This is a genomic window from Bradyrhizobium jicamae, from assembly GCF_018130215.1.
GTDB classification, from domain to species: domain Bacteria; phylum Pseudomonadota; class Alphaproteobacteria; order Rhizobiales; family Xanthobacteraceae; genus Bradyrhizobium; species Bradyrhizobium jicamae_A.
On record NZ_JAFCKQ010000047.1, the window covers coordinates 1 to 22,936 of the forward strand.

The 22,936-nt window shown below is 64.4% G+C and carries 21 protein-coding genes; 6 read left to right on the forward strand and 15 right to left on the reverse strand.

Annotated features, from left to right (window positions below; genetic code table 11):
- Positions 1-332: 332 nt before the first annotated feature.
- The 7 genes from JQ586_RS32585 to JQ586_RS32615 form a co-directional block, all read right to left on the reverse strand.
- Positions 333-1,148: a glucose 1-dehydrogenase gene (locus JQ586_RS32585; RefSeq protein ID WP_212398740.1), complete on the reverse strand. Its 816-nt coding sequence runs from the start codon at positions 1,146-1,148 to the stop codon at positions 333-335.
- Positions 1,149-1,166: 18 nt separating this feature from the next.
- Entirely contained in the window at positions 1,167-3,008 is a 1,842-nt protein-coding gene (gene recJ / locus JQ586_RS32590) for a single-stranded-DNA-specific exonuclease RecJ (protein ID WP_212398741.1), read from the reverse strand.
- 39 nt (positions 3,009-3,047) lie between these two features.
- Complete coding sequence (locus JQ586_RS32595) at positions 3,048-3,767, reverse strand: haloacid dehalogenase type II (RefSeq protein WP_212398742.1); 720 nt, start codon at positions 3,765-3,767, stop codon at positions 3,048-3,050.
- 122 nt (positions 3,768-3,889) lie between these two features.
- A complete protein-coding gene (glpX, locus tag JQ586_RS32600) occupies positions 3,890-4,888 on the reverse strand; it encodes a class II fructose-bisphosphatase (RefSeq protein WP_212398743.1) in 999 nt (332 codons plus the stop codon).
- A gap of 79 nt (positions 4,889-4,967) precedes the next feature.
- Positions 4,968-6,287 carry a homoserine dehydrogenase gene (locus JQ586_RS32605; RefSeq protein ID WP_212398744.1) on the reverse strand — a complete coding sequence of 440 codons (1,320 nt, stop codon included), beginning with the start codon at positions 6,285-6,287 and terminating at the stop codon, positions 4,968-4,970.
- Positions 6,288-6,308: 21 nt separating this feature from the next.
- On the reverse strand, positions 6,309-7,529 hold the full coding sequence (locus tag JQ586_RS32610) for an LL-diaminopimelate aminotransferase (RefSeq protein WP_212398745.1): 1,221 nt from the start codon (positions 7,527-7,529) through the stop codon (positions 6,309-6,311).
- Positions 7,530-7,745: 216 nt separating this feature from the next.
- Positions 7,746-8,057, reverse strand: a complete 312-nt coding sequence (locus JQ586_RS32615) for a hypothetical protein (RefSeq protein WP_212398746.1) — start codon at positions 8,055-8,057, stop codon at positions 7,746-7,748.
- A gap of 290 nt (positions 8,058-8,347) precedes the next feature.
- On the opposite strand from JQ586_RS32615, the gene JQ586_RS32620 reads away from it, so the two are divergent.
- The gene (locus JQ586_RS32620) at positions 8,348-10,156 is read left to right on the forward strand and encodes an alpha/beta hydrolase (RefSeq protein ID WP_212398747.1); all 1,809 of its coding nucleotides are present in this window, start codon (positions 8,348-8,350) and stop codon (positions 10,154-10,156) included.
- A gap of 74 nt (positions 10,157-10,230) precedes the next feature.
- Positions 10,231-10,629 carry an MAPEG family protein gene (locus tag JQ586_RS32625; RefSeq protein ID WP_212398748.1) on the forward strand — a complete coding sequence of 133 codons (399 nt, stop codon included), beginning with the start codon at positions 10,231-10,233 and terminating at the stop codon, positions 10,627-10,629.
- Between the two features lie 57 nt (positions 10,630-10,686).
- Here the strand turns inward: JQ586_RS32625 and JQ586_RS32630 are convergent, their stop codons facing one another.
- From JQ586_RS32630 to JQ586_RS32655, 6 genes are all read right to left on the reverse strand, one after another.
- A complete protein-coding gene (locus JQ586_RS32630; protein ID WP_212398749.1) occupies positions 10,687-11,280 on the reverse strand; it encodes a bifunctional 2-polyprenyl-6-hydroxyphenol methylase/3-demethylubiquinol 3-O-methyltransferase UbiG in 594 nt (197 codons plus the stop codon).
- 12 nt (positions 11,281-11,292) lie between these two features.
- A complete protein-coding gene (argC, locus tag JQ586_RS32635) occupies positions 11,293-12,270 on the reverse strand; it encodes an N-acetyl-gamma-glutamyl-phosphate reductase (protein ID WP_212398750.1) in 978 nt (325 codons plus the stop codon).
- A gap of 91 nt (positions 12,271-12,361) precedes the next feature.
- On the reverse strand, positions 12,362-13,408 hold the full coding sequence (gene argC / locus JQ586_RS32640) for an N-acetyl-gamma-glutamyl-phosphate reductase (RefSeq protein ID WP_212398751.1): 1,047 nt from the start codon (positions 13,406-13,408) through the stop codon (positions 12,362-12,364).
- Positions 13,408-14,079: an FMN-binding negative transcriptional regulator gene (locus JQ586_RS32645; protein WP_212398752.1), complete on the reverse strand. Its 672-nt coding sequence runs from the start codon at positions 14,077-14,079 to the stop codon at positions 13,408-13,410. Before JQ586_RS32645 ends, argC (JQ586_RS32640) begins: the two co-directional genes overlap by 1 nt.
- A 221-nt stretch (positions 14,080-14,300) precedes the next feature.
- Positions 14,301-15,290: an MBL fold metallo-hydrolase gene (locus JQ586_RS32650; RefSeq protein ID WP_212398753.1), complete on the reverse strand. Its 990-nt coding sequence runs from the start codon at positions 15,288-15,290 to the stop codon at positions 14,301-14,303.
- A 64-nt stretch (positions 15,291-15,354) separates the two neighbouring features.
- Positions 15,355-15,885 carry a DedA family protein gene (locus tag JQ586_RS32655; RefSeq protein ID WP_212398754.1) on the reverse strand — a complete coding sequence of 177 codons (531 nt, stop codon included), beginning with the start codon at positions 15,883-15,885 and terminating at the stop codon, positions 15,355-15,357.
- A 184-nt stretch (positions 15,886-16,069) separates the two neighbouring features.
- Between JQ586_RS32655 and JQ586_RS32660 the strand changes: the two genes are divergently transcribed.
- From JQ586_RS32660 to JQ586_RS32675, 4 genes are all read left to right on the forward strand, one after another.
- On the forward strand, positions 16,070-16,438 hold the full coding sequence (locus JQ586_RS32660) for a hypothetical protein (RefSeq protein WP_212398755.1): 369 nt from the start codon (positions 16,070-16,072) through the stop codon (positions 16,436-16,438).
- 137 nt (positions 16,439-16,575) lie between these two features.
- Positions 16,576-18,636 (forward strand): DNA topoisomerase IV subunit B, encoded by a 2,061-nt coding sequence (gene parE / locus JQ586_RS32665; RefSeq protein ID WP_212398756.1) that lies wholly within the window; start codon positions 16,576-16,578, stop codon positions 18,634-18,636.
- 226 nt (positions 18,637-18,862) lie between these two features.
- The gene (locus JQ586_RS32670) at positions 18,863-19,651 is read left to right on the forward strand and encodes an outer membrane protein (RefSeq protein ID WP_212398757.1); all 789 of its coding nucleotides are present in this window, start codon (positions 18,863-18,865) and stop codon (positions 19,649-19,651) included.
- A 190-nt stretch (positions 19,652-19,841) separates the two neighbouring features.
- Positions 19,842-20,612, forward strand: a complete 771-nt coding sequence (locus tag JQ586_RS32675; RefSeq protein WP_212398758.1) for an SDR family NAD(P)-dependent oxidoreductase — start codon at positions 19,842-19,844, stop codon at positions 20,610-20,612.
- A gap of 84 nt (positions 20,613-20,696) precedes the next feature.
- On the opposite strand, the gene JQ586_RS32680 is transcribed toward JQ586_RS32675, so the two are convergent.
- Both JQ586_RS32680 and JQ586_RS32685 read right to left on the reverse strand, forming a co-directional pair.
- Positions 20,697-21,473: an outer membrane protein gene (locus JQ586_RS32680; protein WP_212398759.1), complete on the reverse strand. Its 777-nt coding sequence runs from the start codon at positions 21,471-21,473 to the stop codon at positions 20,697-20,699.
- A gap of 199 nt (positions 21,474-21,672) precedes the next feature.
- Positions 21,673-22,923: an FAD-dependent oxidoreductase gene (locus JQ586_RS32685; protein WP_212398760.1), complete on the reverse strand. Its 1,251-nt coding sequence runs from the start codon at positions 22,921-22,923 to the stop codon at positions 21,673-21,675.
- Positions 22,924-22,936 lie beyond the last annotated feature (13 nt).

Here is a 22,936-nt window from a genome sequence, read left to right on the forward strand (position 1 = left end):
GTGGCAGGTGTCCTCTCGTGAAGCGTGCGCAAGCATCTTTGCGAAAGCGGTGACAAAAAAGCCCAGTCTCACCGGGGAGAGCACGTATAAGCCGTAACCCATCGCGCAGGGAAAGCCGGATTGCTCCGGTTACACCTGTGGTCCTACCCCCGTGCTTTCTACCTTGCACGGGGCCCATGGGTGCGATCGGCACCCGGCTTTCCCTGCGCCCTCTGCTCACAGAGCGGCGAAACGAGATGCAAAGCTCGGGCAATTCATGTCGCGAGAATGCGAAAGTTCGTTTCCGCGAATCTTCGTCGCTTCAGCGCAAAACTGCTTCGCGAAGCGAGGAGCTATCGCTGTTGCTGCCGCACCACCCCGCCCGCGTTCATACCACCGTCGATGACAAGCTCGGTCCCGGTGACGTAACGCGACGCGTCCGAGGCCAGATACAGCACGCCATGGGCGATCTCGATCGCCTGGCCGGCGCGGCCGAGCGGCGTGGCGAACCTGGCGCGTTCCTCCGGATCGATCGGCGCGTTCTGGCCGGCGCCGGTCGCACCGGTCGGGATCTTGCCCCAGATCGGCGTGTCGATGATGCCGGGATGCACCGAATTGACACGGATGCCGTCGCCGACCTGCGCGCACTCCATCGCGATCGACTTGGCAAACAGCCGGACGGCGCCTTTGGTTGCGCTGTAGCCGGAGAGGCTCGCTGCACCACGCAGGCCGGCCAGCGACGACATCATGATGATCGAGCCGCCGCCATGCTTGCGCATCAGCGGCAGCGAATGCTTCACCGAAAGGAACACGCCGTCGAGATTGATCGCTGTCTGCCGGCGCCAGTCCGCAAGCGACATCTCGACGATCGAAGGCGCCCCGATGCCGATCCCCGCGTTGGACACCATCACGTCGAGCCGGCCATGGCGTTTGCCGATCTCCGCGATCACCTCGGCCCATCGCTCTTCGCTGGTGACGTCCTGCGGCAGGAAGCTCACGTCGCGTCCGGCCTTCCTGAGACGCGCAGCGAGCTCCGGCCCGTTCAGCTCGTCGATGTCGGTCGCAATGACGCTTGCACCTTCCTGCGCGAGCAAGTCCACGATCGCAGCGCCAATGCCCGACGCCCCGCCGGTCACCAGCGCGACCTTGCCTTCAACCTGTCCTGTCATATCCGCTCCCAACGTTTCTCATCGGATCACTGCCGGACCCTGGTCCGGAACCGCGACGTCGAGCACACGGAATTGCACACGTTCGGTGCCTTGCCAACGGTCGACCGCGAGAGAACCCGCCACGTGCAATTGATGGCCGCGGTGTTGCGTCAAGGCGCTACCGAGCTTCTGTCCGACCGAGCGGAAAGCGATACCGTTGACGATGGAACCATCGCCCGACTTGAAGCGCAGCCGCAGATGGGCCTGGCCGACTTCATCGGCATAGACGAGTTGATGCGACGGCAGCGCAATCACGGGCTCCGGATTGGCGCTGCCGAACGGACCGGCGCGATTGAGGGTTGCGGCAAATTCCGGCGTCACCGCGCGCGCGGTCACCGCGCCGTCGATGAAGAGCTCGTTCTCGTGCCGAGAATTGGCGACGTCGGCGGCAAGCGCGTTCTCCATGAAGGCGCGGAATTCGGCAAGCCTCTCCCTGCGCAGCGTCACGCCGGCCGCCATCGCATGCCCCCCGCCCTTCATCAGCAATCCCTCGTGCACGGCCTGCCGCACGGCCTTGCCGAGATCGACGCCGCCGATCGAACGGCCCGAGCCGGTGCCGATGCCGCCCGGCTCCAGCGCGATCGCAAAGGCGGGGCGCGCGAATTTCTCCTTCAGCCGTGCCGCCACCAGTCCGACCACGCCGGGATGCCAGCCTTCGGCCGCGGTGACGATCACGGCGCCCTTGTCCTCGAGCCCGAGCGAGGCCAGCGCCTCGGCTTCGGCCTGCGCCTCGGCGGCCTGCTCGATCAGACGCCGCTCGCTGTTGAGGCGGTCGAGCTCGGCTGCGATCCGCGCAGCCTCCGACACGTCGGCTTCGAGCAACAGGCGCACGCCGAGGTCGGCGCGCCCGATGCGGCCGCCGGCATTGATGCGTGGCCCGAGCATGAAGCCGAGATGCCAGGCTTCCGGCGGGCCGCTGAGCCGCGACACATCCATCAGCGCGGTGTGGCCGACATGGTCGCGCCTGCGCATCGCGATCAGGCCCTTGGCGACGAAGGCGCGGTTGAGCCCGATCAGGGGTGCGACGTCGGCGACGGTGCCGAGGGCGACGTGATGCAGCATGCCGAGCAAATCCGGCTCCGGCATCTCACCGGTCCAGAAACCCCGCTGGCGCAGCTCGCGATTGACTGCCACCAGCGTGACCAAAACGAGACCGACAGCTGCGAGATGGCCGAGCCCCGAAAGGTCGTCGGCGCGGTTCGGATTGACCAGCGCGTCAACCACGGGAAGCTCGTCGCCGGTCTGGTGGTGATCGATCACGACCACGGACATCCCGAGCTTCTTGGCTTCCGCGAGCGGCTCGATGCTGGTGGTGCCGCAATCGACCGTGACGAGCAGCGTTGCGCCCTTCGCCGCCAGCGCGCGCACGGCCTCGATGTTCGGCCCATAGCCCTCGAACAGCCGGTCGGGGATGTGGATCAGCGGATCAAGCCCGCAATGGCGCAAATGCCAGGTCACGAGCGCCGCCGAGGTGGCGCCGTCGACGTCATAGTCGCCGAAGATCGCGACCTGCTCGCCGCGCTCCGCCGCGGCCGCGATGCGCTTTGCCGCGGTCTCCATATCGGTCACGGTGTGCGGATCGGGCATCAGCTTGCGGATGGTCGGGTCGAGGAAATCCTGCACGGCATCGATCTCGACGTCGCGTCCTGCCAGCACCCGCGCCAGCATTTCCGGAAGGTTGTAGCGCTGCACGATGGCGAGCGCCCGTGCCGCGCCGCGCACGTCCAGCCGGTCGCGCCAGAGCTTTCCGGTGAGCGAGCGTGCCACGCCGAGGAACGCCGGCAGCGTCTCGACAGGCAATGCGGATGCGGGAAGCGTCATGCGGGAATCGTAACGCTTCAACGATTCGTGGGCCAGCCTCTAGCAGCCCATCCGGGTGGCTATTTCACCGAAATCCTTGGCCACGATGTCCCACTCGCCGGTGGCCTCGAAATCGATCTTCTGCAGCGGGCCGTATTCGGCCGGACGCGCGACGAAGGCCGTCTTCAGGCCGTGCTTCTGCGCGTGCTTGAGGTCGTAATTGTGGGCTGCGACCATCATCACCTGCTCCGGCGGCAGGCAGAGCAGCCTCGCCGCGCCCAGATAGGTCTCCGGATCGGGCTTGTAGTGCTCGAACAACTCGGCCGACATCACGAGGTCCCAGGGGAGGCCTGCGAACTTCGCCATGTTGGTCAGCAGCGCCACATTGCCGTTCGACAGCGGCGCGATGATGTATTTCGTCTTCAGCCGCGCCAGGCCGGCGACGCTGTCAGGCCAGGCGTGGAGGCGATGCCAGCCCCTGGTCAGATGATGCAGGTCGGCCTCGGTCAGCCCCTTGATCTCGAGCTGCGCGACCAGCTTCTCCAGCGAGCGGCGGTGCAGCACGTCGAGCATGACGTAACCGTTCTGCGGGTTCTTGCGGACCTCGTCCATCGAGGCGGCATAGACCGCGCGCCAGCCATCGACCAGCGCGGTCCAGTCGGCCTTGATGCCCCGCGTCTCCGACCATTTGGTGAAATCGTTGATCAGGCTGGTGCGCCAGTCGACGACCGTGCCGAACACATCGAACACCAGCGCCTTGACCTGGGAAATGTCGGACATGTTCGTCTCCATTATTCTTGTTGTTGTTTGTCCCGCCGTTCCGGAATGGTGCGCGGCACAGACCCTCAGCTGCGCAATTCCGCCGGGTCTGGTTCTTCGGACCATCCCGGAATGACATCTCGTCAATCCAGATGGAATTTCTCGAACTGACGATGCTCGGCCTTGATGTAGCGCACCGTGCCGGTCACCGAGCGCATCACGACGGTCTCGGTCTCGATCACGTCCTTCTTGAACTTCACCCCCGTCAGCAGCGAGCCGGTGGTGACGCCGGTGGCCGCGAACAGGCAGTCGCCCCTCGCCATGTCCTCGATGCCGTAGATCATCTTCGGATCGGTGACGCCCATCTTGTGAGCGCGTTCGCGCTTCTCCTCGGTGTCGAGGATCAGGCGGCACTGCATCTGGCCGCCGATGCAGCGCAGCGCGACCGCCGCCAGCACGCCCTCCGGCGCACCGCCGGTGCCGATATACATGTCGACGCCGGTCTCGTCGGGCTTGGCGCAGTGAATGACGCCGGCGACATCGCCGTCGGTGATCAGCTGCACGGCAGCGCCGGTCGAGCGCACGCTGTTGATGATGTCGGCATGGCGCGGGCGATCGAGCACGAGCACGTTGATGGCGGTCGGGTCGACACCCTTGGCCTTGGCGAGACGGCGGACGTTGTCGGCCGGCGGCGCATCGAGCTCGATGACGTTCTTGGCGTAGCCCGGACCGATTGCGATCTTCTGCATGTAGACGTCGGGCGCATGCAGCAGCGTGCCGCCGTCGGCCATCGCCATGGTGGCGATCGAGCCCGGCATGTTCTTGGCGCACAGCGTGGTGCCTTCCAGCGGATCGACCGCGATGTCGACCTTGGGGCCGGCATTGAGCCCGACCTTCTCACCGATGAACAGCATCGGCGCCTCGTCGCGCTCGCCCTCGCCGATCACGATGGTGCCTTCGATCGGCAGCTTGTTGAGCTCGCGCCGCATCGCATCCACCGCCGCCTTGTCAGCGGCCTTCTCCTGGCCGTGGCCGCGCAGCCGCGCGGCCGACACCGCCGCGCGCTCCGTCACCCGCACGATTTCGAGCGTCAGGATGCGCTCAAGCAGCATCTGCGGCGGAACGGAAATATGGGTCGACATGGCGTACTCCTTAGTCACACGCGGGCCGGGCTGCCCGCATCGCATCAGTCATCTTGCGCCCGACCGGTTCGGTCGAACACTAGTTTTTCTCGATTCGGATCACCTGCGGCCGGCCGCTGATGACCTTGTCGCGCTGCACTGCGGCCAGCGCGCGGTACACGGCATCCTCGCTGGTCGCGTAGGTAATCAGAATGACCGGAACCGGTGAAGATTTTTTGGCCGAGCCGTTCACATCGACGCCATCCGGATGCCGCTGCACGATCGACTCCAGTGATATCTTCTGTTCCGCGAGGCGGGTGGCGATTGTTGCGGCAGTGCCTGCAAGATCGCGCGCCATCAGGCGGATATAATAACCACCCTCGTGACGCTCCATCGGCGCCTTGGTGGTGTCGCGCAACCGCTCGACCGGACGACCGAACGGCTTGACGCGGATGCCGCGAGCGATGTCGGCGATGTCGGCGACCACGGCGGACGCTGTCGCTGCCCCGCCTGCTCCCGGACCGACCAGCGTGATCGGCGGAATGCCTTCGCCATCGATCGCCACCGCATTGGTGACACCCATCACCTGGGCGATCGAGGATGACTTCGGCACCATGGTCGGGTGCACGCGCTGCTCGATGCCCTTGACGGTGCGCACGGCGACCCCGAGCAGCTTGACGCGATAGCCGAGCTGCTCCGCGGCACGCAGGTCCTCGGGCGTGATCGAGGAGATGCCTTCGACATAGACGGCACTTTCCGCGACCTTCGTGCCGAAGGCGAGGCTCGCCAGGATCGCGAGCTTCTGTGCGGTATCGTGGCCGTCGACGTCGAACGATGGATCGGCTTCGGCATAGCCGAGGCGCTGGGCGTCCTTCAGGCATTCTTCGAACGACAGCCCCTCCTGCTCCATCCGCGTCAGGATGTAGTTGCAGGTCCCGTTGAGGATGCCGTAGACGCGATTGACGCTGGTGCCGGCGAGGCCCTCGCGCAGCGTCTTGATGACCGGGATCGCGGCACCGACGGCGGCCTCGAAATTCAGCGCGCCGCCGTGCTTCTCGGCTGCGGCGGCAAGACGCAGCCCGTGCCTGGCAATCAGGGCCTTGTTGGCGGTGACGACCGATTTGCCGGCCTTCAGCGCGGTCTCGATGGCGGTGAATGCGGGGTCGCCGGCGCCGCCCATCAGCTCGACGAAGCAGTCGATGTTGGGGTCTTCGGCCAGCGCCTGCGGGCTCGCCACCCAGTCGATGCCGCGCAGGTCGAGGCCGCGCTTCTTGGCTTTGGAGCGCGCGGTGACGGCAACGACGCGCACGCCGCGGCCGCTGCGCTCCGACAGCACCCGGCCTTGCGTTTCAATCAGGCGGACGACATCGGCACCGACGGTACCGAGCCCCGCTATGCCCACTTTCAGCGGTGCGACCATGAGATCAGGAACCTGGAAGGATTAGCGTCGGTTGGCGAGAGGAACGACGTTGTGCAACGTTTCGATGCCGCTTTCAAGGAAGCGGCGCACGCCGCGCGCGGCTTGCCGGATCCGCTGCTCGTTCTCGACCATCGCGATCCGGACATAGCCCTCACCATGCTCGCCGAAGGCGACGCCGGGCGACACCACGACACCGGACTTCTCCACCAGAAGGGTTGCGAACTGCATGCTGCCTACGGTTTCGAATGCCTTCGGCAGCGGCGCCCAGGCGAACATCGAGGCCTGCGGCGGCGGAACGTCCCAGCCGGCACGACCGAACGACTCGACCAGCGCATCGCGGCGCTTGCGATAGGTGTCGCGCATGTCGCGGATGCAATCGTCGGGGCCGTTGAGCGCGGCCGTCGCAGCCACCTGGATCGGCGTGAAGGCGCCGTAGTCGAGGTAGGATTTGACCCGCGCGAGAGCTGCGATGATGCGCTCATTGCCGACCGCAAAGCCCATGCGCCAGCCGGCCATCGAGAACGTTTTCGACATCGAGGTGAACTCGACGGTGACGTCGATCGCACCCGGCACCTGCAGCACCGAAGGCGGCGGGCTTTTCTCGTCGAAATAGACCTCGGCATACGCGAGATCTGACAGGATGAAGATGTCGTGCTTCTTGGCGAAGGCGACGAGATCCTTGTAGAAATCGAGGTCGGCGACATAGGCCGTCGGATTCGACGGATAGCAGACGATCAGCGCGATCGGCTTCGGAATCGAATGCACGATCGCCCGCTCGACCGCCTCGAAGAACTGGGGCGTCGGCTCCGAGGGCACCGAGCGGATAACGCCACCCGCCATCAGGAAGCCGAAGGCGTGAATTGGATAGCTGGGGTTGGGACACAGCACAACGTCGCCAGGCGCGGTAATCGCCTGCGCAACGTTGGCAAACCCCTCCTTGGAGCCGAGGGTCGCAACAACCTGGGTGTCCGGATTGAGCTTGACGCCAAATCGGCGCGCGTAATAGGCGGCCTGGGCCTTGCGAAGGCCGTTGATGCCGCGCGAGGCCGAATAGCGGTCGGTCCGCGGCTTGCCGAGGGTTTCCTTGAGCTTCTCGATCACGTGGGCCGGGGTCGGCAGATCCGGGTTGCCCATGCCCATGTCGATGATATCGGCCCCGGCATTCCGCGCGGCCGCCTTGGCCTGATTGACCTTCTCGAAGACGTAAGGCGGCAGACGGCGAATGCGATAAAAATCTTCCATGGGACCCTTGCTCCGACAACCGGCACACCAGAATCGACGCCCCTTGCCAGGTCTCGAAGCCGGGAAAAGGCTCCATCAAGAAGTCGCACTTAAATCAATGACTTAGGGCGAATTCAGGCGCACGAGGCGGGGGCTGCGACCGGATCTGCGGTTGAATTGGGTTTCTTTTAGCACGGACGCCCGGCTGCGCCAGCGCTGATCGGCTCCGTCGTGGGGCTACCGGCCGGCGCCGATATTCGCACCGGCCACATCGCTTGCGGCAGCCGCATTCTGGGCCGCGGCGGTCTCCTGGCGTTCCCGGGCCGCCTTCAGTTCGCCCTCGAGCTTGGCCTGCTCGGAGGGCGGCATCGCCTGCTCACTGCGATCGGGAGGCAGATCGTGGACCGGCAGGTACCCGCTTGCTTCCTTTGGCCGGCTAGCGTCGCTCGAACCCAGATCCGCAATCGAACTCGCGCAGCCGCTCAGCGCCATCATCGACGCGAGCAGGACTGCGGCCGCAAGACCCCTCTTCATCCGATCAATCGGCATCTGCCGACATGTCCCCAACAAGCTCGCGCGCAAGCCGCACTCGCCGACACGGGTCGCACTGGTACGAGCCTTGCAGCATCCCGCTGCGTCAATTCCTGCTTCAGCCGTTCAAACCATTGTCGCCCGAAACGATTAAAGCCGGACCAGCTAATGCGAGCCCTGAGGCTTCAATATGTCAGAACTAGAGCTTCTTTGTCGCAGTGCAACAACCAGAAACATCGGATTTTGACGGATTGTCGGTACCGCACCGCGCGATGACGCCCCCAAAACGAAGCGATAATGTCCTTGAGATGAGCAACGTCAGCATCGAAACCCAAGCCACCCCGAAATTCAACGCCGAAGCCTTCGCCATGAACATCGCGCGGGCGATGGAGACCAGCGGACAGGCGCTCGCGGCCTATCTCAAGCCGCGCCAGACCGGCGAGGTCCGGGACAAGCCCCCGAACGAGCTCGGCGAGGTCATCAAGACCTTCAGCGTGATCGCCGAGTACTGGCTGTCCGACAAGGAGCGCGCCTCCGACCTGCAGATCAAGCTCGGCAAGGACTACCTCGATCTCTGGGGTTCCGCGGTGCGCCGCATGGCCGGCGAAGCCGATGCCAGGCCGGCGATCGAACCGGCGCCGCGCGACAAGCGTTTCCAGGATCCCGAGTGGAAGTCCAACCAGTTCTTCGACTTCGTGCTCCAGCTTTATCTGCTCACGTCGAAATGGGCGCAGGCGCTGGTTCACAACGCCGAGGGGATCGATGAGCACACCCGCAAGAAGGCCGAATTCTACGTCCAGCAGATCACCAACGCGATCGCGCCGTCGAATTTCATCCTGACCAATCCGGAAGTCTTGCGCGCCACCGTCGAGAGCAATGGCGACAATCTGGTGCGCGGCATGAAGATGCTGGCGGAAGACATCGAGGCGGGCCACGGCACGCTGCGCATCCGCCAATCCGACTCGACCAATCTGGAGGTCGGCGTCAACATGGCGACGACGGCCGGCAAGGTGATCTACCAGAACGACCTGATGCAATTGATCCAGTATTCGCCGGCGACGGAGAGCGTACTGCGTACGCCGCTACTGATCGTGCCGCCCTGGATCAACAAATTCTACATCCTCGATCTGCGGCCGGAGAAGTCCTACATCAAATGGTGCGTCGATCAGGGAATCACGGTGTTCGTGATCTCCTGGGTCAATCCGGACAAGGAACTCGGCAAGAAGACCTGGGCCGACTACATGACCGAAGGCCCGCTCACCGCGATGGACGTCATCGAGAGGGTCACCGGCGAGATGAAGGTCCACACAGCCGGGTATTGCGTCGGCGGCACCATGCTCGCCTCGACGCTGGCCTATCTCGCCGAGAAGCGCCGCCAGCGCGTCACCTCGGCGACCTTCTTCGCTGCGCAGGTCGACTTCACCCAGGCCGGTGATCTCCTGGTATTCGTCGACGAGGACCAGATCTCGGCGCTCGAACGCGACATGCACGAATCCGGTGTGCTCGAGGGCAGCAAGATGGCGATGGCCTTCAACATGCTGCGCTCGAACGACCTGATCTGGTCCTATGTCGTGAACAACTACCTGAAGGGGCAGCCGCCCTCCTCATTCGACCTGCTGCACTGGAATTCGGACGCGACGCGGATGCCGGCGTCCAATCATTCCTACTATCTGCGCAACTGCTATCTGGAGAACCGGCTGTCGACCGGCACCATGGTGCTCGACAACACGCTGCTCGATCTGTCGAAGGTCAAGGTCCCCGTCTACAACCTCGCCGCGCGCGAGGACCACATCGCGCCGGCGGAATCGGTGCTGTACGGCTCGCAGTTCTTCGGCGGCCCGGTGAAGTACGTGCTGTCCGGCTCCGGCCACATCGCCGGCGTGGTCAACCCTCCGGCCTCGAAGAAGTACCAGTACTGGACCAATGACAACATCAAGGACGTCAAGCTCGCCGACTGGCTGAAGGACGCCCAGGAGCACAAAGGCTCGTGGTGGCCCGATTGGCGTGCGTGGCTGGAGAATCTCGATGCCGAGACGGTGCCTGCGCGCGCGGTGGGTTCATCCGACGTGCCGCCGCTCGAGGATGCTCCCGGCAGCTATGTCCGCGTCCGCGCGTAGCGCGAGGCCGCCCTCTCAGCTATAAGCAGACCGTCCCGGCGGGTCGGGAATCGAAATCAGTCGAGGGGGAAACGATGACGCGTGAACTGTTCTGGCTGGCGCTGACGGTGATCCTGACAGGGCTGCTGTGGGTCCCCTACATCCTCAACCGCTGCCAGGTCCGCGGCCTCTCGGGCGCCATGGCCAATCCCTCGCGCAACGACAAGCCGCACGCCGAATGGGCGACGCGACTGATGTTCGCCCACGACAATGCGGTCGAAAACCTCGTGATCTTCGCACCGCTGGTCCTGATCCTCAACGCCGCCGACTACTCGACCAAATGGACCGTGCTCGCTTGCGCGGTCTATTTCTGGGCCCGTGTCGCGCATCTGATCGTCTATGCGCTCGGCATTCCCGTGTTCCGCACGCTGGCGTTCACGGTCGGCTTCCTGGCCCAGGTCGTGCTGGCGCTCGCGATCTTCAAGATCCTGTGAACCACACCATCTCGGCCGGTTGCGGCGTCAGCCGTGCCGCAACTCCGTATGCTGCACCTATGCTGCGCACTTTCGCACCACGATGTGCAGCATCGTTGCGGGCGCTTCGTCAAAACTCTTGATTTCGCTGGTGTCTGCCGAGAGCCGTGTCCACGGCCCTGATGACGCGTAGGTCGCATCGAGCCATTCCGGCGGCGGATAGTTATAGTAGCGGCCGATGCTGTCGCGGCCAGCGTCATGGCCGATCTTGTAGCTCGCATAGAACAGGCCTGACGGCCGCAGCGCGCGATGGATGCGACCGAGGATGCCGGCCAGTTCGTCGCGCGGCACATGCAACAGGCACGCGCTGGCCCAGACGCCGTCATAGGCCTCTCGCTCGTCGAGTTCGTCGAAGCGCATCGCCTCCACCGGATGCCGAAGACGGCGCGCCGCGACCGCCGCCATCTCGGGTGAGCCGTCGGTCGCGCGCAGCGCAAAGCCCTCCGCCAGCATCACGGCGCCATGGTTGCCTGCGCCGCAGCCGAGTTCGAGAATCGCGCCGCCCCGAGGCAACAGGCCGAGAAAACCCGTCAGCCGGGTGGACGGGGCTTTCGCCCACCCGGCATAGGCCTCCGCGTTACGGCGGTAGAATTGCAGAGTCTCCTCGTCCATGGCGGCGGGCCGTCAGGTATCGGCCAGCCCCAGCATCAGCCGCATGTTCTGCACGGCCGCACCCGAGGCACCCTTGCCGAGATTGTCGAGCCGCGCGACCATCACCGCCTGGCGATGCTTGTCGCTGGCGAAGACGTAGAGCTCGAGCTGGTTGGTCTCGTTGAGCGCCTCCGGCTCGATCCGGCCGCCCTTGGCGGCTTCGTTCTGCAGCGGCATCGCCGCGACGTATTTGCTTCCCGCGTAGCGTTTCGCCAGCGCGCCCTGCAAATCAGCTCCACTCGGCTTGCCCGGCAGCGCGTCGAGTTGCAGCGGCACCGAAACCAGCATGCCCTGCCGGTAATTCCCGACCGACGGGACGAACAGCGGCCGCCGCGTCAGGTGCGAATAGAGTTGCATCTCCGGCACGTGCTTGTGCTCGAAGCCGAGGCCATAGAGATGGAAGGCCGGCGCCGTGCCGTCCTCGAAGCTCGCGATCATCGACTTGCCGCCGCCCGAATAGCCGCTCACCGCATTGATGGTGACCGGATAGTCCGCCGGCAACAGCCCGGCATCGACGATCGGCCGCAGCAAGGCGATGGCGCCGGTCGGATAGCAGCCGGGATTGGAGACTTTCGGCGCGACCTTGATCTTGTCGGTCTGGTCAGGCGCAAGCTCCGGGAAGCCATAGGCCCAGTCGGGCGCGACGCGATAGGCCGTCGACGCATCGAGCACCTTCGGCGCCGAATTCCCCATCGTGTCGATCACAGCGACGGTTTCCTTGGCGGCATCGTCGGGCAGGCAGAGGATGACGAGATCCACCTCCTCCATCAGCGCGCGTTTTGCTCCCGCATCCTTCCGCTTGTCTTCGGCGATGTGCTTCACCGCGACTTCGCCGAGCGCGTCGAGACGCTCCTGGATGCCGAGGCCGGTGGTGCCGGAGGCGCCGTCGACGAACACGGCGGGCTTGCTTGCGCCTGAGGTCTTCGGCTTGTCGGTGTCGGTCAGGGTCATGGCACGTTCCTTTCGAGCTCGTTCATTTCATTTGCAACCCATCTGGCCGCGGCTGCGCAGCCAATCCAAGGATGGGCAGTGTAGTAGCGGTTCATGGAAACAGCGCGATCTGCTCCAATCCGGTGGTTTCGGGCACGCCGAACATCAGGTTCATGTTCTGGATCGCCTGTCCGGCCGATCCCTTCACAAGATTGTCGAGCGTCGAGAGCACGATGGCGCGGTTCTTGATCCGATCGGCGACGACTCCGATCTGGACGTAATTCGAACCACGCACGTTCTGCGTCTGCGGCAACACGCCTTTCTTCGTCACATATACGAACGGCTCGTTGGCATAGGCCTTTTCCAGTTCGGCGCGCAAATCATCCGGCGTAGCCCCGTTGAGCTTGACATAGGAAGTGCAGAACTCACCTCGCGCCATCGGAATGAGATGCGGGCTGAAGTTCACTGTCACAGCCGAGCCAGCGGCTACGCCGATCTCCTGCTCGATCTCCGCCGAGTGCCGATGGGTACCGATCGAATAGGGCGACAACCCTTCGCCGGCCTCGCTGAACAGCGTGTTCTGTTTCAGTCCACGTCCGGCGCCGGTAACGCCCGACTTGGCGTCGATGATGATATCATCGATGTCGATCAGCTTTGCCTTCGCCAGCGGAACAAGCGCCAGCAGCACCGCCGTCGGATAGCAGCCGGGACAGGCCACCAGCCGCGCGGCCGTGATCCTCTCCCTGTACAGTTCGGTCAGCCCGTAGACGGCCTCGCCCTGCAATTCGAGCGCCCGGTGCTCATGACCGTACCATTGCGCGTAGCTGTCCTTGTTGCGCAGCCGGAAATCCGCGGACATGTCGAGGATCTTGATTCTGGGATTGGCCTTCAGCACCGCGGCGATGATCTCCTGCGTCGTCCCGTGCGGCAGTCCGCAGAACACGGCATCGAGCCGCGTCCAGTCGACCTTTTCCCATTCCACGAGTTTTGGCAGATCGAGCATGAAGAAGTGAGGAAACACCTCGGTCATCGCCTTGCCGGCATGGGTGTTGGCGGTAAGCGCGGCGATTTCGGCATTCGGGTGCCGCGCCAGCAGGCGCACCGCGTCGGCGCCGGTGTAGCCGGACGCGCCCAAAATGCCGATTTTCTTCTTCGTCATCACACGCTCCCGTGAAGCGTAGTCATTTCGGCTTGTATCGTTGCGAAAGCCTGCGGGCGCGCCTCGCGCATCAAAGCCGCGATCTGCCGGGCACCAGCTTCGGCTTGCAAAGCGAGCGCGCCCGCGACCGCGGCAAAGTCGGTTTCGGATTTGTGCTGGTTCAGCTTGAAGCTGCCCTCCACGTCGTCCACCGTCATCTCAAGGCCCACGATCGCCTTCTTCATCGCATCCAGCCGCGCCGCCGTCATCTTGCCCGCGGCCCACGGCGTCTTCGGCAACAGCCGGTGTTCGAACTTCGCGGTCAGCGCATCGATCTGAATCGCGAGTTCGTCCCCCGACAGGGCCCGCACCGGCCCGGTCAGGTGGACGGCCTGGTAGAGCCATGTCGGCACCTGATCGACAGACACATACCAGTCTGCGGACACATAGGCATCCGCGCCGTTGACGGCCAACAGCCAGCAGGCACCACCGGCCAGCTTTACCAGCGGATTGTGACGGGCGACATGAAACAGGGCCCGCGGCGTGCCATCATCGGCATAGGTCAGATAGAACGGCAATGCAGAGGCGATCGGCCTCAACCCATCCCAGGCGCAGGCAATGCCGAAACCGCGCGCTTCCGCGAAGGCGAGGCTGGCGGCGCGGTCGGGCTTGAATACCGGTGGCGTATACATGGTGGAACTCCCAGCGTGAGATGAGGAGCCGCCAGATCTACCACGTGTCTTTTTCCAGGAGAGCGCCGCGGGAGAGGTCCGGCGGCAGAGGCGATGATCTTAAACGCGAACGATCGCCTGTACCGCAGAGGTACGGCGACGGCGGGCAATGATGATGGTCGCGGCCTTGATCATGGGCGCGGCTAATAAGCTCGCGCCCCGGTCACGTCAAGGAAAACCGTTCAGATCACGGGATTCCACGGCGCCGGCACGACGCGATAGCCATTGCCGTCCTTCACGACATTGCCGAGCCCGGGGAACGGATAGTGGAAGCCCTGCACCTGAAGCCGTTCCGCAACCACCATGTCGTAGATGCGGCGGCGGGTCTTCTCCGCCACGTCGCCGTCCTGGTCGAAGAACGCATGCCAGCCGGGATTGGTCGCGAACAGGTTCGGATTGTTGGTGACGTCGGACTGGATGAAGACCTTCCCCGACCCGGACGCCAGCACATAGGAGGTGTGGCCCGGCGTGTGGCCGATCGTCTCGACCGAGGTCAGGCCCGGTGCTATCTCCTTGCCCCACTCATAGGGCGTGACCTTCTTCTTCAGGCCTGCCTCGAAGACACCGCGGTTGCTCTTGAACAGGCCCTGCATGCGGCCGGCCGGCGCCCGGCTCATCTCGCCGTCGTCCATCCAGTATTTCCATTCGGTGGCCGGCACCAGCACTTCGGCATTCGGGAATGCCGGCTTGCCTTCAGCGGTGAGCAGACCATTCACGTGGTCGGTGTGGAAATGAGAGATCACAACCATGTCGACCGCCTTGGGATCGAACCCGGCGGCTGCCATGTTGTCGGCGAAAAGGCCGTTGGCCCCCTTGCTGCTCGCCTTCGCCACCGGGCCTGTGCCGGTATCGATCACGACCAGCTTGCCTCCGGTGTTGAGCACGAGCGGCGCAAACCAGATCGTCACCATGTCGCGCGGCATGAACGCCTTGTCCAGCGCCAGGTTGACGTCCTCCCGCTTCGCATTGGGGATGAAGGAGTCCTCGAGCTTGAAGACGGTCTTGCCGTCGGACACCACGGTGACCTCGATGTCGCCGACCTCGTAGCGGTAGAAGCTCGGCGCCTGCTTGTCGGATATCGGTGCAGCTGCCATGGCGGGAATGGCCGGCAACACCGGCGCGGCGGCCATTCCGGCGGCGCCGGCGAGCACGTGACGACGTGTCAGTTCCATGAGGCGTTCTCCCAGTTGGACCTTCACCCGGCTAACCCCTGCCCGGTTGCCTTATTCCGGCCGCCTACACCACTCGCCACATCCATTCGAGCACCTGCGCGATGACGTCGCCGAACAGCAGCAGCGCGGCCGACCAGACCAGCGCGGACACGAAATTGGCGATCTGGAACTGCCAGTACGACATCTCGAAGATGCCGGCCGCAAGCGGCACCGAGGCTCGCAGCGGACCGAAGAAGCGGCCGATGAAGATGCTGGGCACCCCCCACTTGTTAACGAATGCCTCGCCGCGCGGCAGGATCTCCGGATAGCGCGACAGCGGCCACATCTGCGCGACGTGCTCCTTGTAGCGATAGCCGAACCAGTAGGAGACCCAATCGCCGAGCGCGGCCCCGATGCCGCCTGCGATCCAGACCGGCCAGAAGCTGATTCCACTCACACCGATCAGGGCACCGATCGCGACCAGCGCCCCCCACGCAGGGATCAGGAGCGAGATGAAGGCAAGCGATTCGCCGAACGCCAGCACGAGGACGATTGGTGCGGCCCAAGCCTGGTGATGGCGCACGAAGTCGGCCAGGGCGCGCGCAAAATCTTCCATCGTTTGAGGTGCCTTCCCGCCCCGTTGATGCCCATGAACCTTTGTGCGGGCCAATAGCCTAAGAACAGGTAAGCTGGCCCTTTGCGTGACATCAAGTCACAAAGGCGGGGACCGAATGTGATTTCCCACGGCGCCCACTGTCCGGGCCAGCTCACACCTCCCTCACACGAAAAGGAATCGCCGGATGATCGGATCACTGATGATGTGCGTGAGCGTCGTCGTCTTGTTGCTCGGAATGCTCGCGGGCATCGTGATGGGGATCAGGCAGGACTTCACGCTCGCGCCGGCTCACGCGCATCTCAATCTCGTCGGCGGTGTGCTGCTCTTCCTGTTCGGGCTTTACTATAGGCTATTTCCGGCTGTCGGGAGCACCCCGCTGGCGCGGCTGCAGGGCTGGCTGCACATCGTGGGCGGCATCGCCTTCCCGGCAGGCGTGGCGGTGGTCGTGCTCTACGGGGAATCCTATATCGTTGTCCCGATCGTGGGATCGCTGATCGTGGTCGCTGCGATGGCCCTGTTCACGGTCATTGTGTTCCGCTCCTCGCGGGCGTAAGGGCGGGCTCCTATCTAGGGGATGACCGGCCGGATGCATCGTCTCGCCAGCCCGGCCGTCCCCTTTTTCGGCCTATCCGTGGCATAGTCTGAACCATCGATTCGCCGCGCCAGTTCTCGCGCGAAACCTGAAGAAACATGTCCAAATCGCTGAAATCGAACGCCAAAAGCAAATCTGCCGACGATCTGTTCGGCACCTCGGAGCCCAAGGGCCGTGCGCCGCTGAAGGTCGCTGCCCGCTCCGAAGGGGGCGCCGAAGCCGGCTATACGGCGGCTGATATCGAGGTGCTGGAGGGCCTGGAGCCGGTTCGTCGGCGGCCCGGCATGTATATCGGCGGTACCGACGAGAAGGCGTTGCATCACCTGTTCGCCGAGGTGATCGACAACTCGATGGACGAGGCGCTCGCGGGCCACGCGACCTTCATCGAGGTCGAGCTGAAGGCCGATGGTTTCCTGACCGTGACCGACAACGGCCGCGGCATCCCGGTCGACCCGCACCCGAAATTCCCGAAGAAGTCGGCGCTCGAAGTCATCATGTGCACGCTGCACTCCGGCGGCAAGTTCGACTCCAAGGTTTATGAAACCTCGGGCGGTCTGCACGGCGTCGGCGTCTCCGTGGTCAATGCCCTCTCCTCGCGGCTCGAGGTCGAGGTTGCGCGCAGCCAGAAGCTGTACCGCATGACCTTCGAGCGCGGCCATCCCAAGGGCAAGATCGAAGACCTCGGCAAGATCAACAACCGCCGCGGCACGCGCATCCGCTTCAGGCCGGACACTGACATCTTCGGCGCCAAGGCGGCGTTCAAGCCGCAGCGCCTGTTCAAGATGACCCGCTCGAAGGCCTATCTGTTCGGCGGCGTCGAGATCCGCTGGCGCTGCGACCAGGAGCTTTTGAAGGGCGTGGAGGATGTGCCCGCGGAGGCCAGCTTCCATTTCCCCGGCGGCCTGAAGGATTATCTGGCCGCCGCGATCCACGCCGACACGCTGGTGCATCAGGACATGTTCTCCGGCAAGTCCGGCCGCAGCGGCGCGCACGGCGCCTGCGAATGGGCCGTGGCCTGGACCGCCGATGCCGACGGCTTCCTGTCGTCCTACACCAACACGGTGCCGACGCCCGACGGCGGCACGCATGAATCCGGCCTGCGCAGCGCGCTGCTGCGCGGCCTGAAGGACCACGCCGAACGCGTCGGTCAGGGCAAGCGAGCAGCGTCCGTCACCTCGGAAGACGTGATGGTGGGCGCGGCCGTGATGCTGTCGGTGTTCGTGCGCGAGCCCGAATTCCAGGGCCAGACCAAGGATCGCCTCGCCACCGCCGAAGCCCAGCGCATCGTCGAGCAGGCGATGAAGGACCCGTTCGACCATTGGTTGTCAGGCAATCCGAACCAGGCCAACAGGCTGCTGGATTTCGTGATCGATCGCGCCGAGGAACGGCTGCGTCGCCGCCAGGAAAAGGAAACCGCGCGCAAGACCGCCGGCAAGAAGCTGCGCCTCCCCGGCAAGCTCGCCGATTGCTCCAACGCCGGCACGGAAGGATCGGAGCTCTTTATCGTCGAGGGCGACTCGGCCGGTGGCACCGCCAAGCAAGCACGCGACCGGGAGACCCAGGCCATCCTTCCCTTGCGGGGCAAAATTCTCAACGTCGCCTCCGCCGGTAAGGAAAAGCTCACCGCCAATGCCCAGCTGGCCGACCTCGTTCTAGCCCTCGGCTGCGGCACGCTCGCGCATTATCGCGAAGAGGATCTGCGCTACTCGCGCATCATCATCATGACCGACGCTGACGTCGACGGCGCGCATATCGCATCGCTGCTGATCACCTTCTTCTATCGGCAGATGCAGCCGCTGATCGACCAGGGACACCTCTATCTCGCGGTGCCGCCGCTCTACAAACTGACCCACGGCTCCAAGACCGTGTACGCCCGCGACGACGGGCACAGGGATGAACTGCTCAAGGCCGAATTCCACGCCAACGCCAAGGTCGAAATCAGCCGTTTCAAGGGCCTCGGCGAAATGAACTCGACGCAGCTCAAGGAAACCACCATGAGCCCGATCACCCGTACATTGCTGCGCGTGAAGCTGCTGACCGAGGACCGCGAGGGCACCGCCGACTCGGTCGAGCGGCTGATGGGCACCAAGGCGGAAGCCCGCTTCGCGTTCATTTCCGACAAGGCCGAGTTCGCCAGCGACGACATCCTCGACGTCTAGGCATAACAACCTGATTCTGCTGATTTTTTTACGCACTCCCGATCGGGAAGGCGTGCCTGCACTCGCCTTTCAGGAGAGTACCGTTCGTTCCGTTTTCGGGCGGTTGTGTCCCGCCCGCAACAGCTTTTCCGACCGAACGCCGTATAGTGCTCACAACGATACGAGGAATCGGTGCGAGCGCACCCGTTACGCGACCTGATCGAACGCCAACGCTGAGGATTTGGAAATGAAGAAGTTCTTGCTCACCCTGACCGCGATCGCCGCGATGACGGGAACCGCCTCGGCCGCCGACCTCGCTGCCCGCCCCTACACCAAGGCTCCTCCCCCGGTTGTTCAGCCGAGCTGGACCGGCTTCTACTTCTTCGGTGGCGGCGGCGGCGGCGTCTGGGACGCTGACACCGGTACCCAGGTGACCGCAACGGGCGCGCCGATCCTCGGCTTCAACCAGCGCCAGGGCGGCGATGGCTGGTACGGCACCGTGGGCGCCGGTTACGACTGGCAGACCGCCAACAGCTGGGTGATCGGCGTGTTCGCTGACGGTCAGTTCGGCAGCCTGAAGGGCACCATCCAGGATCAGACGCCGTTCCTCGCCGGCAACATCAAGAACGACTACTCATGGGCCGCCGGTGCGCGTCTCGGTTACCTAATCGCTCCGAACGTTCTGTCCTACGTCAACGCCGGTTACTCCAGCTCGCACTGGAAGGGCACCACCCTGTTCAATACCGCGACCGCGCTCCCGGGTGGCGTGCACACCAATGATTTCGATCGTGGCGGCTGGTTCGTGGGTGGTGGCGTCGAGAACAACCTGAACATCTTCGGCATCACCGCGCCGGGCTGGTTCATGAAGACCGAGTACCGCGCTGCCTACTACGACAAGAAGAACATCTCGGAGTTGGTCGACGGCACCAACGCGCTGACCGGTACTGACATCACCTTCAAGCCGCTCGTCCAGACCATCAGCACCTCGCTGGTCTACCGCTTCAACTGGAGCGGCCCGGTGGTCGCCAAGTACTGATCCCTGCTTGATCGCAGCTCAAAAGCCCCGGCTTGGCCGGGGCTTTTTTGTTGCCCTGACGCCGGCGAGCCCCAGGGCGCACCGGAGCGTCGATTCGGCTCGTGGCGCAGGGCCGGTGGTCGTCCTGCGATCTGGTCGAGCCCGACGCAATCCGGCACTCTCCGGCCAGGCCAAGACAAGGACAACGACAATGAATAACACTCTGTTCGACCTCTCAGGCAAGGTCGCGGTCGTCACCGGCGGCAATGGCGGCATCGGCCTCGGCATGGCGCGCGGCCTGGCGGACGCCGGCGCTGCAGTCGCAGTCATCGGGCGCAACGAATCCAAGTCGGCATCTGCCGTCGACGATCTCCGGCGGCGCGGCGTCAAGGCGATTGCGGTGGCGACCGATGTGACCGACGGCTCCGCGGTCTCGGCGATGATCGAGCGCGTCGTCAGGGAGCTCGGCGGCATCAACATCCTCGTCAACAACGCCGGCATGAGCATCCGCAAGCCGCCCCACGAGCTGGAGATCGAGGAGTGGCGCAAGGTGATCGACACCAACCTCACCAGTGCGTTCGTGTGCTCAAAGGCGGCCTATCCGGCGCTGAAGGCATCGGGCAGCGGCAAGGTCATCAATATCGGCTCGATGATGTCGATCTTCGGCGCAAGCTTCGCCCCGGCCTATGCCGCGAGCAAGGGCGGCATCGTGCAATACACCCGCGCCTGCGCCACCGCCTGGGCTGCAGACAATATCCAGGTCAACGCGATCCTGCCGGGCTGGGTCGACACCGACTTGACGCGCGCGGCGCGCCAGCAGGTTGCCGGCTTGCACGAGCGTGTGCTGGCGCGCACGCCCGCCGCGCGCTGGGGTGCCGGCAGCGACTTTGCCGGAATCGCGGTGTTCCTTGCATCAGCCGCATCCGACTTCGTCACCGGCACTGCGATCCCGATCGACGGCGGCTACTCGATCATGGGCTAGCCACGCGCCAAAACGAAATGCCCCGCGCATCGCGCGGGGCTCTCGTTCGTGGAAAACCGCAGCGGGACCGGCCCGCGTGTTCCCTCAATAGCCCGCAACAAGCGGGCCGAACTTGTAGCTGAGGCGGACCACCGCGGACTGGATGTCGACCGGACGCGCATCGAAGGCATAGGTCGCGGGCGTCGCGGCACCCGCGAGCTGGTAGTTCTTCTTCTCGAACGAGGCGTAGTCGTATTCGAGACCGACGATCCAGTTCTGGGTGATGCCATATTCCCAGCCGGCGCCGACCGTCCAGCCATTGTGCCAATTCGACTGGGCGCCCGACCCGGTGAACGGCGGCACGTTGTCGACCACCGAGAGGTGGTTGTTCACCCCGGCGTAGCCGCCCTTCACGTAGAACAGGTTGTTCTGCACTGCGAAGCCGGCGCGACCGGTCACCGTGACCATCCAGTCCGCACGCCAGCTGAAGCGGTCGTCGAGGCCAGCTCCAAACACGTTGTTGAGAACGCTGCCGTGGTTGTCGAGGCCGACGAGCGTGCCCTCAAGGCCAGCCACGAAGTTGTTGGCCTGCCAATTGTAACCAACCTGACCGCCGCCGAACACGCCGCTGCCGCGCTGCCGGAAGCCCTGGCCCGGGCTGAGATCGCCGAACGCCGTCGTGTTGGCGGTGTTGGTCCACTCCTGGTTGGTCGAGGAGCCGCCGACATTGCCGCCGATGTAGAAGCCGGCCCAGTTGTAGATCGATTCAACGTAGGCCGGCGCCTTGGTGTAGGGACGCATGGCGAGGTCGGCGGCCGAGGCGGCACCGACGCCGAGCGCGGTTGTCATGGTCAACGCGGCAACAAACTTGGTACGAGACATGGTAGCACCCCAGGGTTGTCTGACGGCTGCCAGCATTCCCAGAGAGCCCTTACCAAAAGAAAACCGCCCGAACCGGCGCATTGGATTCCATGTCGCCGCGTTTCGAATCTTCTCCTTTGTTGCAACCACGCAACTTTTAAGAAGTGAATTAAACGGCTGTTATCCTTGATGAATTCTTATCCGCACGGAGCTCATGGCATCAGCTCTTGGCCGGCGAATGAACGTGCTCTGGCCGCACGCCGACGCCCACGAGACGCGCGATCAGTCCCTGCAGCCACGGGATCGCGGTGACCACGCGCATCGCGAGCGGCACCTTCAGCGGTTGATCGCCCGGTTTGAGTGCCACCGAGATGATGTTGTCCTGCGCCACCACCTGCATCCGCTGCGTCACCCGCACCGGGAATTCCCTTCGCCGCCTTACGGCATCGAGCTCGTCCTCCGACGGGCAGCCATCGGCGAGCCTGGCCGCCAGGAGATTGGCGGTCGCAACCGCATCCTGCACCGCCAGATTGACGCCAACACCGCCGACCGGCGACATCGCATGCGCGGCATCGCCGATGCACAGCAGGCCGGGCTGCGTCCAGCGCGTCAGGCGGTTGATCGCGACCGTGAGCAGCTTGACGTCATCAAAGCTCCTCACCTCGGCGATACCGGCCTTGAGGACCGGCGCCATCCGCACGACGTCGTCGAGCAGCGCCGGCAGCCCCCTTGCCTTCACCGCGTCGTACTGTCCCTTCGCGATGACATAGGCACACTGCCAGTAATCGCCGCGGTCGAAAGTCACCAGCATCTTGCCGTGTTCGACACGGGCGAACAGGTTCTCGGTTTCATCTGCCCGCCGCCCGACACGAAACCACAGCACGTCCATCGGCGCACCGATCTCCTCGACCGGAAGCCCGGCGCGTTCACGCACCGTGGAGTGGCGGCCGTCGCAGGCGATGGTGAGATCCGCCTCGATGTCGACAGGGCCGTCCGGCGTCTTCGCGCGGACGCCGGCGATGGCGTCGCCATGCCTGATCAGATCGGTCGCCTCGGTGCTCATCATCACCCTCAGCGATTGAAAGCGCTTGCCGCTGTCACGCAGGAAATTGAGAAAGTCCCACTGCGGCATCATGGCGATGAACGGATATCTGACGCTGACGCGGCTGAGGTCGGCGACCCGCACCGGCGTGCCGCCGAACATGCCATCGAGCTTCTGCAGCTCCTGGTGCGGAAGCTTCAGGAATCCGCCGATCAGCCCCAGCTCATCCATGACCTGCAGGGTCGAGGGATGCACGGTGTCGCCGCGGAAGTCGCGGAAGAAGTCGGCATGCTTCTCCAGCACCACGACATCGATCCCGGCTCGGCCCAGCAGATAGCCGAGCATCATCCCGGCTGGTCCGCCGCCGACGACGCAGCAGCGGACCTTCATTGTGCGTGCGTCAGGCTGCTGCGGTTGTCCTGCGTCCATGGCGCCATCCTCA